Genomic DNA, 12,141 nt, shown 5'->3' on the forward strand with positions numbered 1-12,141 from the left:
GCCTCGGTGCACGCGTCGTGTTCCGTGCACGCGCCACGTTCTTGGTACTCAGGGGCGGTGCGACTCGCGCCGTCGCGTCGCACGTTCTCCTCTCCGCCCCTCTCCGGGGCTGGAGCGGCGGCCACACAACGGCTTTGTCCTCGGGCGTCCTCCGACGGGCATGGACCCCCTCTTCGTTCCCCTCCAGCAGGTCGACCCGTACGGCGTCCAACAGGCGCTTGGCGTCGGCGGTCGCGCCGCGGGTGCCTTCCTCGGGACGATGCTCATCGGCGCGCTCATGCTCGCGTTCGCCGGCGAGCGCGTCGAGCGGCTCGTGGACGTCGTGGCGGACGAGCCCGTCCCGTCGTTCCTCTGGGGGATCGGGACGCTCGTCGTGTTCGTCTGCGTGGCGGTCCTGCTCGTGCTCACGATCGTCGGCATCATCGTCGTCGTCCCGCTGCTCGTCGTCGGCGCCGCCGTCTACTACGTCGGGAACGTGCTCGTCTACGTCTACGTCGGCGGGCGGGCCGCCGACGGCTTCGGCTGGGAGACGACGCGATGGGGACACCTCCTCGTCGGCGCCGCGTTCGCGGCGGTCGTCGCGGCCCTCCCGGCCGTCGGCGGCCTCGTCAGCTTCGTCGTCAGCAGTATCGGCGTCGGCGCGATCGTCCACACGTGGTACCGATCGCACGAGGCGTGACGGCGATCGACGCGGCTTTTCCGCTCGCGGTCTTGTCTCCGGGCATGAAGCGCGCCCTCGAACGGCGACTCGCGGCCGTCGCGGGGTTCGACGACCCGGACGTCGCCCGCGAGCAGTATCCGACGCCGGCGGAGCTCGCGGCACACGTCCTCCACGTCGCGGACCTCCGCGGCGACCTCGACCGCGATGTCCTCGACCTCGGCACCGGGACGGGGATGTTGGCGCTCGGTGCGGCGTGTCGCTCACCGCGGCGCGTCGTCGGCCTCGACGTCGACGGCGACGCGCTGGCGACCGCGCGCGAGAACGAGCGGCGCGTCGCGCCCGCCGTCCCGGTATCGTGGGTGCGCGGGGACGCGACCGATCCGCCGCTGGCCTTCGCCGACGCCCCGACGGTCGTGATGAACCCGCCCTTCGGCGCGCAGCGCGGGAACCGGCACGCGGATCGGCGGTTCCTCGCCGCGGCCGCCGACCTCGCCGCCGTCTCGTGGTCGATTCACAACGCCGGGAGCCGCGACTTCGTGGAGTCGTTCGCCGCCGACCGGGAGGGCGCGGTGACCGACGCCTTCGCGGCGGCGTTCGACGTCGCGCGGCAGTTCGACTTTCACACGCGCGAGCGCGAGACGCTCGACGTCGAGGTGTATCGAATCGAGTGGCCCTACGAGTAGGTCTCGCGGGTCGCCACGGTGACGCGCGTCCCGTTGCGCGCGGCGACGAGCGTGTTCCCCACGCGCCCGAAGCCGAGGCCGCCGGCGGTCGCCGTCCCGTTGTCCGTGGGGAGCGGCGCGCGGCCGAGCGTCTCGTTCGCGTGCGTGACGACGACGCTGAATCCGTCGGCGGTGTTGGCGACGGTGACGTTCCGCCCGTCGATCACGGGCGATGCGGTCGCGTTCGGCGAGGTGTAGGCGAGCGACCGCTCGCTGTCGGGGCCGACGAGCGAGACGCGGTAGACGGGCGACGCGCCCGTCGGGACCCACCCGGATCGCGTCGCCGCGACGGTGTCGCTCCAGCCGACGCCCCCGACGCGGACCGACTCGCGGCCCGAGTACGCGAGCGTGCCGGCCGAGATCGCCTGCGTCCAGATGGCGCGCTCGGGGTTCGAGACGATGACGCCGCTCGCGTTCACGCTCGTCGACTCGTTCAACAGCTCGACGTCGAACGCGCCGACGCGTTCGTTCCGGACGTCCTCCGCGTAGGTGACGGTGTACCCCTCGACGTGGACGGCGTTCGCGGCCGCGCTCTCGCCCCCGCCGGACGAGACGGCGGCGAGGTTGGTCGGGACGGCGACCGCGAGGGTGACGAGGAGGGGAAACAGGAGACAGAGGGTGGCGACCTGCCGCCGCGTCAGGCCGGTGTCGACGCGGTCGAGGAGCGGCCGGGAGCGGGCGCGGACGCCGGCGGCGACGAAGAGGCCGAGCGCGACGACGAGGAGGACGCCAAGGCCGCGATAGAGCACGTACGTCGAGGGACCTCGATACCACCAGACGGCGTAGAGCGGGACGCTCGCGGCGTAGACGATCGCCGCGCCCCAGAGTCGGAGGGCGCTCGGGCGTTCGTCGCGCGCGGCGACGAGGAGCGCGCCGAGGAGCACGCCCACGAGGACGCCGACGGCGTGGCCCTGCACGGCGACTCCCGCCCACCACGGGCCACCGTAGGAGGGGCCCGCGGACGCGACGACGACGGGATCGCGAAGCGCGTAGTAGAACGTGGACGCGAAGCCGCTCGCGGCGCTGGCGACGACGGTCCCCACGGGGTAGCGCGTGAGCGCGAACGCGCCGAAGGCGAAGACGACGCCCGAGAATCCGACGATCGGGCCCCACGCGAGCGCGCTCGTCAAGACGGCGACGACCGCGACGGCGAGGACGAACGCGCCGATCCGCGCGAGCGGGTTCGTCCGAAGCGAGCCGAACGTCGATTCGCCGCGCCGCGTCGGATAGTGACTCCACGCGTACTCCGCGAGCGGCGCGTAGACGAGCGTCCCGAGGAGGTTGCCCGTGACGTGCGAGAGGCCCGCGTGTGCGAACGGCGCGGTGAGGACGCCCAGCGGGTAGAGATACGACCACGACGTGAAGGGCAGCGAGAGCGGATCGTTCGGGTGCGTCCACCCCTGCTGGACGAACAGGTAGAAGCCCGCGACCCCCGCGACGACGACGAGCGTCCCCCACGGGACGCCGAAGAGGAAGCGCGAGCGGAGGCGACGGCCCCACTCGTCGCCGACGCCGTCGAGGGCGCGGACGCAGGCGAGCGAGACGAGCGTTCCCGAGAGCACGGCGGGGGCGAGCGCGTCCGCGGGCGGGAGACCGAGCGCGGTCGCACAGCCGAGCCCGACGAGCGGGCCGAGCGGGAGACCGACCCGGAGCGCCGTCCCCGCGCGAACGCCGCCGAACGCGACGACCGCAACGACGAGGAGCCAGCAGCAGAGTGCGCCGGCGCCGCCGGCGAGGAGGACGGACGAGAGCATGTGGGATCGCTCGCCCCGCGTGCCCTTAAACGTCGGCGGGATCGAGACGGGCGCGACCGCAACGTTGAAACGCCGTAAAACCAAGGTGTACGCATGGATCTCCGGGTCATCGAGCAGCAGGACACAGAGCTCACAATCGAGATCGCGAACGAGGACCACACCTTCATGAACGTGCTGAAGGGAGCGCTCCTCGAACTCGACGACGTCGCGGCCGCGACGTACGACCAGAACCCCGAGCAGTCCGGTGGTCAGACCGAGCCCGTCCTCACGCTGAAGACCGAGGGCGCGAAGCCGCTCGACTGCCTCGAAGAGGGCGCCGCGCTCGTCGGCGAGCAGATGAACGAGTTCCGAACCGCCTTCGAGAACGCCCGCTAAACGAAACGCCGACTACAGCCGCACCGGCACGCCGCGCTCGTCGAGATACTCCTTGACTTCTCCGATGGTGTACTCCTCGAAGTGGAAGATGGAGGCGGCGAGCGCGGCGTCCGCGCCCGACTCGAAGGCCTCTAACATGTGCTTCGGTTCCCCGCAGCCGGAGGAGGCGATGACGGGCGTCGAGACGGCGTCGCAGACGGCGCCCGTGAGCGGGAGATCGTAGCCGTCCTTCGTGCCGTCGGCGTCGATGGAGTTGACGAAGAGCTCGCCCGCGCCCCGCTCCTCGGCTTCGGCGGCCCACTCGACGACGTCGATGCCGGTACCTTCGCGCCCGCCCTTGACGGTACACTCGAACCAGCAGGACTCGCCGTCGACGTCGACGTAGTGTTCGCCGCCCTCGTCGAAGCGCCGACGCGCGTCGACGCTGATGACGATGCACTGGCTCCCGAAGGCCTTCGCGCCTTCCGTGATGAGCGCGGGTCGTTCGAGCGCGCCCGTGTTGATCGAGACCTTGTCGGCGCCGGCGCGCAGCGTCTCCTTGATGTCGTCGGTGTCCCGGATGCCCCCGCCCACGGTGAGGGGGATGAACACCTCGTCCGCGACGTCCTCGACGACGGAGAGCATCGTCTCGCGTCCGTCGGCGCTCGCCGTGATGTCGAGGAAGGCGAACTCGTCCGCGCCGGCCTCGTTGTACTTCTTGGCGAGTTCGACCGGGTCGCCGGTGTACTCGAGGTCCTCGAAGTTCACGCCCGTGTAGACGGCCGCGTCCCCGTTCTCGTCGAGGTCGACGTCGATACAGGGGATGACGCGCTTCGTGAGGGTCATACCCGTGATAGGCAGCCACCCCCTGAAAAGGTGTCCGACTCCTCGACTCTACTCGTCCGTGAGCGCGACCTCGCGGACGCCGCTCCCCGTGACGCCCGTCACGGAGCCGTCGCGGCACGCGAACGTCACGCCGTACGTCCACTTCGTCTCGGGCCCGTCCGCGCTCGTCCCCAGGAACGCCGACGCGCCGCTCGTCGCGCGGTAGTCGCCGTCCGGGAGGCACGACCCGTCGCCGTACGTGTAGACGTCGTAGGCGACGCCAGCGACTCGCCTGCGGCGAGCGTCCGTGCGTACGCGACGTCGTCCGTCGCGTAGCTTCCAGTGACGCGCCAACACTCGTCGGCGCGGCTCTCGGGCGGGAGATCGGGGGTGTCCGTCGCGTTCTCCCCGAACCGCGCGACGGCGCGCACGTGCTGGCGGGCCTCCGGAGCCACGGGATAGCAGAAGAGCGACGCGTCCCCGTCGACGGCGTCGAGCGTCGTCACCGAGAACGGCGGCGCGAACCCGCACATGACGGTGAAGGCCTTGTTCCCCTCGTTCGTCAGCGTCGCCGCGAACCGCGGCGGGTGGTCGACCGTGACGCCGCGGACGAGATCCGCCTCGAACGACGTCGCGTCCGGGGGGAACGGTTCGTGATCGGCCGGCGCGGTCGTGGTGCTCGTCTCGTTCGCGGCGGTCGTCGGGTTCGTCGCCGTCTCCTCGCTCGCATCGCGTCCGCCACAGCCGGCGAGAGTGCCGAACGCGCTCGCGCCGGCCGCCGCGAGGATCGCGCGTCTGGAGGGCATACGTGACGACACTCGACGGGGCGTGACATACGTCCTGTGGAGCGACCGAAATCCGAAAGTACCGCGCCACAGAATACGCGGGCATGGACACGACACACGAGGGACGAACCACGTCACCGATGCAGTCGTTCACGACGAGACAGGTCGCCTACGGCGCGGCGGCCTTCGTCGTCGGCGCGGTCGTCACGTTCGTCCTCCCGCTCCTCGGATAGCTCAGTCCATCGCGGCCGCGATCGTCTCGCGGAACGCGACGATCTCCGCGTGGTCGTAGGCGGCGGTCTCGTCGCCGGTGGTGAGCGTCAGCGTCCCGCTCGCGTCGCTCGCACCGAGTTCGACGACCGTCGCGACGCCGTCGAAGGCGGCCTTCACGCCCTCGGGATCGGTCGTCTCGATCACGGCCCGTCCGGGCGCCTCGGAGAAGAGCGCCTCCGTCGACGGCGCGGAGACGTCCGCACCCGCGTCGGCAGTGATCGTCTCCGCGAGCGTGACGGCGAGGCCGCCGTCGCTGACGTCGTGGACGGCCGTCGTCGTGTCGTCGCCCGCGACGGCGCCGAGCGTCGCCACGACGTCGCCCGCGTTCTCCGAGACGTCCGGGAAGGCGTCGCTCCCGCCGAACTCGGCGAGGAGCTCGGAGCCCCCGAGCGTCTCGTCGTGGTCGCCGACGAGGAGGAGCGTGCCGTCGCCCGCGAGTGCGCTCCCGGGGGCGTCGACGCCGTCGGTCGTGCCCAGCATGGCGAGCGTCGGCGTCGGGGGGATCGGGCCCGCCTCGCTGTCGTTGTAGAGCGAGACGTTCCCGCCGACGACGGGGACGGAGAGGTCGCGGCAGCCGTCTGCGAGCCCGTCGACGATCGCGCCGAAGCCGCCGTACACGTCGGGCTTCTCCGGATTACCACCGTTGAGGCAGTCGACCGCGGCGACGGGGTCGGCGCCGACCGCCGCGAGGTTCGTCGCGTTCTCGACCGCGGTGGCGTACGCGCCCGCGTAGGGTTCGCAGGCGGTCCAGTTCGGGTTCGCGCCGGCGGCGAGCGCCAGCCCGGGGGCGTCGGCGACGTCACCGCCGGTATCCCCGTCTTCGCGGCCGTCGCCGTTCGACGTCGCCATGGCGCCCCCCGCCGCGTCGGCGAGCTCGTGGAGCGCGAGCACCGCGCCGTCCTCGCCCGGCCGAACGGCGGTACGCGCGCCGACCTCGTGGTCGTACTGCCGGTATACCCACCGCTTCGAGGCGGTGTTCGGGTTGGCGACGACGGTCTCGAACGCCTCGTCGAGGGCAGGGAGGTCGTAGTCGGTCGCGGGCGTCTCGGGCTCCGTCATCGGCAGGTCGTTGAGCGGCGCGCCGTCCGCGAGGAACTCCGCGGGGGCGTCGACGACGACGTCGCCGTCGAACCCGCAGACGTACTGCCCGTCGCCGGTCACCTCGCCGATGTCCGAGCAGCCGAGGTCGAACTTCGCGGCGACCTCGCGGACGGCGTCGACGTTCTCCGGGGCGACCTCGTACACCATCCGCTCTTGGGACTCGGCGAGCAGGATCTCGGTGGCGTTCATCCCGGGTTCGCGCTGGTGGACGGCGTTCAGGTCGATCTCGCACCCGAGGTGGCCCTTGGCGACGAGCTCGGAGGACGCGCCCCCGAGGCCGGCCGCACCGAGATCGCGCGCGGACTGGACGAGACCGGCGTCGATCAGCTCCTCGTTCGCCTCGATGAGGCGTTTTTCCGCGTACGGGTCGCCGACCTGCACTGCGGGTCGGTCCTCGGTTTCGGCGTCCTCCGCGAGGTCCTCGGAGGCGAAGGAGGCACCGCCGAGCCCGTCGCGGCCCGTGCTGTTGCCGACGAGCACGAGGCGGTTCCCGGGGCGTTGGGCCTCCGCGGTGACGAGCCGGTCGGGCGTGAGGAGGCCGACGCAGGCGACGTTCACGAGCGGGTTGCCCTCGTAGCCCTCGTGGAAGGCCGTGCTCCCGCCGACGGTGGGGACGCCGATCGCGTTGCCGTAGTGGCTGATCCCCTCGACGACGCCCTCCAAGAGGTAGCGCGAGTGCTCGCGCTCGAAGCCGCCGAAGTAGAGGCAGTCGGCGAGCGCGACCGGATACGCGCCCATCGAGAGGGTGTCGCGGACGATGCCGCCGACGCCGGTCGCCGCGCCGTCGAACGGGTCGACGTACGAGGGGTGGTTGTGGGACTCGACGCCGAACGTGGCGTAGAGCCCGTCGCCCACCTCGACGACCGCGGCGTCGTCGCCGGGACCGACGACGACGTCCTCGCTCTCCGAGTCGAACGCGGAGAGCAGCGGCAGCGAGGAGCGATAGGCGCAGTGTTCACTCCAGAGGTTCTCGAACAGCGCGGCCTCGGCGCGCGTCGGGTCGCGGCCCAGCTCCCCGACGACGCGCTCGCGGTCCGACTCGGCGAGAGTCATTCACCTCCATGGTTCGTCGGGCCGGATTTATGCGTTTCTATATCCACGGTCGTGTATATTCGACGGTGGCGACGGCGCGCGGCGGGGGCGGCGAGTCCGCCTCCGGTCCCTCGGACCGGCGCGCTTTTGCCCGCCGGCCGCGAAGCGCCGCGTGTGCTGTCGGTCGAGCTCCACACCCACTCGTCGCACTCTTACGACGGCCGCGATCCCGTCGAGATGCTCCTAGAGCAGGCGGCGGCGGTCGGTCTCGACGCGATCGCCGTCACCGACCACGACGAGTACGAGGCGAGCGCCCGCGCGGCCGAGCTCGCCCCCGACTACGGGCTGGTCGGGATCCCCGGCATGGAGGTGACGAGCGCGGCCGGTCACGTCCTCGCGCTCGGCGTCCGCGAGCCCGTCCCGGTCGGCCGCCCCTTCGCGGAGACGCTCGAACACATCCGCGACGCCGGCGGGATCGCCGTCGTCCCTCACCCGTTCCAGGGGTCGCGCAGCGGCGTCGCCGCACGCGTCACCGACGCCGAACTCGCCTCGGCCGACGCCATCGAGGTGTACAACTCCCGACTCCTCACCGGCCGTGCGAACCGGAAGGCCGAGTCGTTCGCCCGCGAGCACGGCCTCCCGATGACCGCCGGATCGGACGCCCACATCGCCGAGATGGTCGGTCAAGCGGTGACGCGCGTCGACGCCGAACGCGCCGATCTCGACGCGATACTCGACGCGATCCGCGACGGTCGCACGAGCGTCGAGGGCCGTCGGACGCCGTGGCACGTCAGCTTCCGGCAGGCCGCCGGCGGTGCGAAACGCCGCGTGAAAAACCGTCTGCGCGAACTCCTCTGAGCGGGGGTTTTTATCGTGCCGGGTCTGACACGTCTGGCGTGAACGTCTTCCGCACCGACGCCCCGTCAGTTGGCCTCGGCCTCTTCGCCGGCGTCGCCGTCGGCGCCGGCCTCTACACGCTCGTCCTCCCGTCGCTCTACGTCGCCGTCGCGCTTGGCGCGCTCTACGGCGTCGGTGCCTACCTCCTGCGCTGCGTCCACGCCGCCGTCGGCGCGCGCGTCGACTCGTTTGGCACGAGCGTCTGGGACCGGCTGTTCGGGGTTGTCGGCGTCGTCGCGGGCTTCCTCTCGGTGACCCTCGTCCCGGTCGACGCGCCCTACCGGGTCGTCGTCGCGGTCCTCACCATCGGCGTCCTGGTGCTCTCCTTCGACGTAGCCGTCGCTGCGACGCTCGGCTGGCTCACGGACGCGAAGGGGCAGCTCCGAACGGGGCGTTAGCGCTCGCCGACGGCTTCGATCGCCTCGATCCCGATCGTCTCGACTTCGTCGCCGACGTCCGCCTCGCGCAGCCGTTCGGGCGTGAACCACTCCCAGTGTTCGGGGTCGCGCTCGTCGCCGTCCGGGTCGATCGCCCGCGAGTCGACCGCGGCGAAGTAGACGAAGTCGACGTGCTGGTGGCCGACCTCGCCGCCCTCGTAGGCGTGGATGTCCTCCAAGAGCAGGTGTTCGGGCTGGGGGAGCGATCGCACGACCCCGGTCTCGATCTCGGGGTCTGCGAGCAGGAGCGTCGGGTCGAGGCCGGTCTCCTCGCGTACCTCGCGCTCGCCGGCGTGATGGGGGAGTTCGTCGCGCTCGACGTGGCCGCCCGGCGGCAGCCAGAGGCCGAGGCGGTCGTGTTCGTGGAGCGCCGTCGCGCCGTCATGGACGACGTAGACGGTGGCGGTGTTGTGGCGAGTGGTCTCCATACGAACCACGCATCGGCGCGTCGGCCTAACGTCTGTCGACGCGAAAACGAGGGGAGAGAGGGACCGCGCCGTCGGCGCGTCGGGCCTACGCCTCGACCGGGATGTCGTCCTGCGCTTCGAGGAGCTCGTGGTAGCGGTTGCGGATCGTGACCTCGGAGATGTTCGCCACCTCGCTCACCTGGTTCTGCGTGACGCGGTCGTTCGTGAGGAGGCCGGCGGCGTAGACGGCGGCGGCGGCGAGGCCGACGGGCGATTTCCCGGAGTAGATGCCCTCGCGCTTCGCGGATTCGAGGAGGTCGCGGGCCTGGCGTTCGACCTCGTCGCTGAGGCCGAGGTCGCTGACGAAGCGCGGGACGTAGCTCGTCGGGTCCGCGGGGGCGATCTCGAGGCTGAGCTCGCGGACGACGTACCGGTACGTGCGCGCGATCTCGTCCTTCTCGACGCGCGAGACGTTCGTCACCTCGTCGAGCGAGCGCGGCGTGCTCGCCTGTCGGGCGGCGGCGTAGAGGGCGGCGGTGGCGACGCCCTCGATGGAGCGACCGGGGAGGAGGTCCTCGTCGAGCGCGCGGCGATAGATGACCGACGCGGTCTCCCGGACGTTCTTCGGGAGGCCGAGGGCGCTGGCCATGCGCTCGATCTCGCCGAGCGCCTGCTTCAGGTTCCGCTCCTTCGAGTCCCGCGTGCGGAAGCGCTCGTTCCAGGTGCGCAGGCGCTGCATCTTCTGGCGCTGGCGGCTCGACAGCGAGTTGCCGTAGGCGTCCTTGTTCTGCCAGCCGATGTTGGTCGAGAGCCCCTTGTCGTGCATCATGTTCGTCGTCGGGGCTCCGACGCGCGATTTCTGGTCCTTCTCCTGGCTGTTGAACGCCCGCCACTCCGGCCCCCGGTCGATCTCGTCCTCGTCGACGACGAGGCCGCATTCCTCACAGACGGTCTCGCCGTGGGACTCGTCGACGACGAGGTTCCCGCCGCACTCCGGGCAGACGAGTTCCTCGTCGGCTGCGGATTCCTGTTCTCGCTCCTGTTCGTCCGATTGCGTCGGCCGTCGCTCCCGTCGTCGTGTACGTGAGTTACTCATGGTGGTATCGAACTGGTCGCACTCGGCTCCCGCCGCCGAACGGGCCGTGATTCACTAGTGTATCGTGCGGCGGCGGCATAAGCTTGATGACTGTTCGCGGTCCGTATCGCCCCTACTGCCCCCGTCGCGTCTTCCGAAACGCTTAGACGAACGCGGGACGCAGGGCGACCATGAGCGATTCGACCGTCGACGCCGACGAGGTTCGGCACGTCGCAGACCTCGCCCGCGTGGCCCTCGACGAGGACGACGTCGGACGGTACGCGGACCAGTTCGCGGAGATCCTCGGTCACTTCGAGACCTTAGAGGAGGTCCCGGACGTCGAGGCCGAACCCGACCTCGTGAACGTGATGCGTCCCGACGAGGTCACGGAGAGCCTCGATCAGGAGGCGGCGCTGGAGAACGCCCCCGAGACCGAGGACGGCTTCTTCAAGGGGCCGAAGGTGTCGTAGATGGCGGACGCACACAACGCCTTCGTCACCCGAGTCAAGATCGAGGGCGCCGCTGAGGGGCCGCTCTCGGGCGCGACGGTCGCCGTCAAGGACAACATCTCGACCGAGGGCGTCCGCACCACCTGCGGCTCCGAGATGCTCGCGGACTACGTGCCCCCCTACGACGCGACGGTCGTCTCGCGGCTGACGGACGCGGGCGCGACCATCGTCGGCAAGACCAACATGGACGAGTTCGGAATGGGGACGACGACGGAGACGTCCGCGTTCGGCGCGACGGCGAACCCCGTCGACGAGGAGCGCGTCCCCGGCGGCTCCTCCGGGGGGAGCGCGGCGGCCGTCGCCGCCGGCGAGGCCGATTACGCCCTCGGGAGCGACACCGGCGGCTCCGTCCGCTGTCCCGCCGCCTTCTGCGGCGTCGTCGGCATCAAGCCGACGTACGGGCTCGTCTCCCGGTACGGTCTCGTCGCGTACGCGAACAGCCTCGAACAGATCGGGCCGCTCGCCCCGACCGTCGAGGGCGCGGCCGAGCTCCTCGACGTCATCGCCGGCCCCGACGAGCACGACGCGACGACGCACAACGCGGGCGCGTCGAGCGACTACGCGGCCGCCGCGACCGGCGACGTCGACGGCCTGACGATCGGCGTCCCGACGGAGCTCGTTGAGGGCGCGGACGACGAGGTACGCCGCGTCTTCGAGGGCGCTCTGGACGCCTACCGCGACGCCGGGGCCGAGGTCGAGGACGTGAGCCTCCCCTCCGTCGAGTACGGCGTCGCCGCCTACTACGTCATCGCGATGAGCGAGGCCTCCTCGAACCTCGCGCGCTTCGACGGCGTCCGATACGGCGAGTCCGGCGGCTTCGAGGGCAACTGGAACGAGTCGTTCGCGGAGACGCGCGCCGAGACCCTCGGCGACGAGGTGAAGCGCCGCATCCTCCTCGGAACGTACGCCCTCTCCGCGGGCTACCACAACAAGTACTACAAGCAGGCCCAGGAGGCGCGCGCGTGGGTCCGTCAGGACTTCGAGGAGGCCTTCGCGGACGTCGACGTCCTCGCCACGCCGACGATGCCCGTCCTCCCGCCGAAACTCGGCGAGAGCGTCGACGACCCCCTCCAGATGTACCTCATGGACGCCAACACCGTCCCCGTGAACCTCGCCAACCTCCCGGCGATCAGCGTTCCCGCCGGCGAATCGGACGAGGGGCTCCCGGTCGGGCTCCAGCTCGTCGGGCCGAAGTTCGGCGAGGAGACGATCATCGACGCGGCGGCGCTGCTGGGCTAATGCCGCCCGACTTCGTCGAGCGGGGGTTTCTGCGGCGTGTGTTCGGATCCGATCGATCGCCGGCGACAGA

General features: G+C 71.1%; 14 protein-coding genes. 8 read left to right on the plus strand and 6 right to left on the minus strand.

Features of this window, described 5'->3' with window-relative positions; translation table 11 throughout:
• The first annotated feature begins 160 nt into the window (after window positions 1–160).
• Together J2754_RS11975 and J2754_RS11980 are read left to right on the plus strand one after the other, a co-directional pair.
• Window positions 161–679 (plus strand): DUF8173 domain-containing protein, encoded by a 519-nt coding sequence (locus J2754_RS11975; protein WP_188878357.1) that lies wholly within the window; start codon window positions 161–163, stop codon window positions 677–679.
• Between the two features lie 44 nt (window positions 680–723).
• On the plus strand, window positions 724–1,344 hold the full coding sequence (locus tag J2754_RS11980) for an METTL5 family protein (RefSeq protein ID WP_211087564.1): 621 nt from the start codon (window positions 724–726) through the stop codon (window positions 1,342–1,344).
• Here the strand turns inward: J2754_RS11980 and J2754_RS11985 are convergent.
• Window positions 1,335–3,137: a rhomboid family intramembrane serine protease gene (locus J2754_RS11985; protein WP_211087565.1), complete on the minus strand. Its 1,803-nt coding sequence runs from the start codon at window positions 3,135–3,137 to the stop codon at window positions 1,335–1,337. The two genes, J2754_RS11980 and J2754_RS11985, sit on opposite strands and share 10 nt — an antisense overlap.
• 93 nt (window positions 3,138–3,230) lie before the next feature.
• Between J2754_RS11985 and J2754_RS11990 the strand changes: the two genes are divergently transcribed.
• Window positions 3,231–3,512, plus strand: coding sequence for a DNA-directed RNA polymerase subunit L (locus J2754_RS11990; RefSeq protein ID WP_188878361.1), 282 nt, complete (start codon window positions 3,231–3,233; stop codon window positions 3,510–3,512).
• Between the two features lie 12 nt (window positions 3,513–3,524).
• Here J2754_RS11990 and hisF read toward each other — a convergent pair whose 3' ends face one another.
• Entirely contained in the window at window positions 3,525–4,337 is an 813-nt protein-coding gene (gene hisF / locus J2754_RS11995) for an imidazole glycerol phosphate synthase subunit HisF (protein ID WP_211087566.1), read from the minus strand.
• A gap of 125 nt (window positions 4,338–4,462) precedes the next feature.
• Entirely contained in the window at window positions 4,463–5,122 is a 660-nt protein-coding gene (locus tag J2754_RS12000; RefSeq protein WP_211087567.1) for a hypothetical protein, read from the minus strand.
• 50 nt (window positions 5,123–5,172) lie between these two features.
• Here J2754_RS12000 and J2754_RS16485 point away from each other — a divergent pair, with 50 nt between their 5' ends.
• Complete coding sequence (locus tag J2754_RS16485; RefSeq protein ID WP_425350994.1) at window positions 5,173–5,334, plus strand: DUF7550 family protein; 162 nt, start codon at window positions 5,173–5,175, stop codon at window positions 5,332–5,334.
• Window position 5,335: 1 nt separating this feature from the next.
• Here the strand turns inward: J2754_RS16485 and purL are convergent, their stop codons facing one another.
• A complete protein-coding gene (gene purL / locus J2754_RS12005; RefSeq protein ID WP_188878366.1) occupies window positions 5,336–7,528 on the minus strand; it encodes a phosphoribosylformylglycinamidine synthase subunit PurL in 2,193 nt (730 codons plus the stop codon).
• Between the two features lie 153 nt (window positions 7,529–7,681).
• Here purL and J2754_RS12010 point away from each other — a divergent pair, with 153 nt between their 5' ends.
• Together J2754_RS12010 and J2754_RS12015 are read left to right on the plus strand one after the other, a co-directional pair.
• Window positions 7,682–8,365 carry a PHP domain-containing protein gene (locus J2754_RS12010; RefSeq protein WP_188878368.1) on the plus strand — a complete coding sequence of 228 codons (684 nt, stop codon included), beginning with the start codon at window positions 7,682–7,684 and terminating at the stop codon, window positions 8,363–8,365.
• 38 nt (window positions 8,366–8,403) lie between these two features.
• Entirely contained in the window at window positions 8,404–8,802 is a 399-nt protein-coding gene (locus J2754_RS12015; protein ID WP_188878369.1) for a hypothetical protein, read from the plus strand.
• Here J2754_RS12015 and J2754_RS12020 read toward each other — a convergent pair.
• Window positions 8,799–9,269: an NUDIX hydrolase gene (locus tag J2754_RS12020; RefSeq protein WP_188878371.1), complete on the minus strand. Its 471-nt coding sequence runs from the start codon at window positions 9,267–9,269 to the stop codon at window positions 8,799–8,801. The two genes, J2754_RS12015 and J2754_RS12020, sit on opposite strands and share 4 nt — an antisense overlap.
• Before the next feature lie 85 nt (window positions 9,270–9,354).
• Complete coding sequence (locus J2754_RS12025; protein WP_188878372.1) at window positions 9,355–10,344, minus strand: transcription initiation factor IIB; 990 nt, start codon at window positions 10,342–10,344, stop codon at window positions 9,355–9,357.
• A gap of 170 nt (window positions 10,345–10,514) precedes the next feature.
• On the opposite strand from J2754_RS12025, the gene gatC reads away from it, so the two are divergent.
• Both gatC and gatA read left to right on the plus strand, forming a co-directional pair.
• Window positions 10,515–10,793, plus strand: a complete 279-nt coding sequence (gene gatC, locus J2754_RS12030) for an Asp-tRNA(Asn)/Glu-tRNA(Gln) amidotransferase subunit GatC (RefSeq protein WP_188878373.1) — start codon at window positions 10,515–10,517, stop codon at window positions 10,791–10,793.
• Complete coding sequence (gene gatA, locus J2754_RS12035; RefSeq protein ID WP_211087568.1) at window positions 10,794–12,071, plus strand: Asp-tRNA(Asn)/Glu-tRNA(Gln) amidotransferase subunit GatA; 1,278 nt, start codon at window positions 10,794–10,796, stop codon at window positions 12,069–12,071.
• Window positions 12,072–12,141: the final 70 nt, after the last annotated feature.

This window comes from Halarchaeum nitratireducens (assembly GCF_017874695.1).
Classification (GTDB): Archaea; Halobacteriota; Halobacteria; order Halobacteriales; family Halobacteriaceae; genus Halarchaeum; species Halarchaeum nitratireducens.

Coding starts and splice junctions, on each gene's coding strand:
- J2754_RS11980 (WP_211087564.1), top strand. CDS start 724: ATGAAGCGCGCCCTCGAACGGCGACTCGCGGCCGTCGCGGGGTTCGAC.
- J2754_RS11990 (WP_188878361.1), top strand. CDS start 3,231: ATGGATCTCCGGGTCATCGAGCAGCAGGACACAGAGCTCACAATCGAG.
- gatC (WP_188878373.1), top strand. CDS start 10,515: ATGAGCGATTCGACCGTCGACGCCGACGAGGTTCGGCACGTCGCAGAC.
- J2754_RS12000 (WP_211087567.1), bottom strand. CDS start 5,122: ATGCCCTCCAGACGCGCGATCCTCGCGGCGGCCGGCGCGAGCGCGTTC.
- J2754_RS12020 (WP_188878371.1), bottom strand. CDS start 9,269: ATGGAGACCACTCGCCACAACACCGCCACCGTCTACGTCGTCCATGAC.
- gatA (WP_211087568.1), top strand. CDS start 10,794: ATGGCGGACGCACACAACGCCTTCGTCACCCGAGTCAAGATCGAGGGC.
- hisF (WP_211087566.1), bottom strand. CDS start 4,337: ATGACCCTCACGAAGCGCGTCATCCCCTGTATCGACGTCGACCTCGAC.
- J2754_RS11985 (WP_211087565.1), bottom strand. CDS start 3,137: ATGCTCTCGTCCGTCCTCCTCGCCGGCGGCGCCGGCGCACTCTGCTGC.
- J2754_RS11975 (WP_188878357.1), top strand. CDS start 161: ATGGACCCCCTCTTCGTTCCCCTCCAGCAGGTCGACCCGTACGGCGTC.
- purL (WP_188878366.1), bottom strand. CDS start 7,528: ATGACTCTCGCCGAGTCGGACCGCGAGCGCGTCGTCGGGGAGCTGGGC.
- J2754_RS12025 (WP_188878372.1), bottom strand. CDS start 10,344: ATGAGTAACTCACGTACACGACGACGGGAGCGACGGCCGACGCAATCG.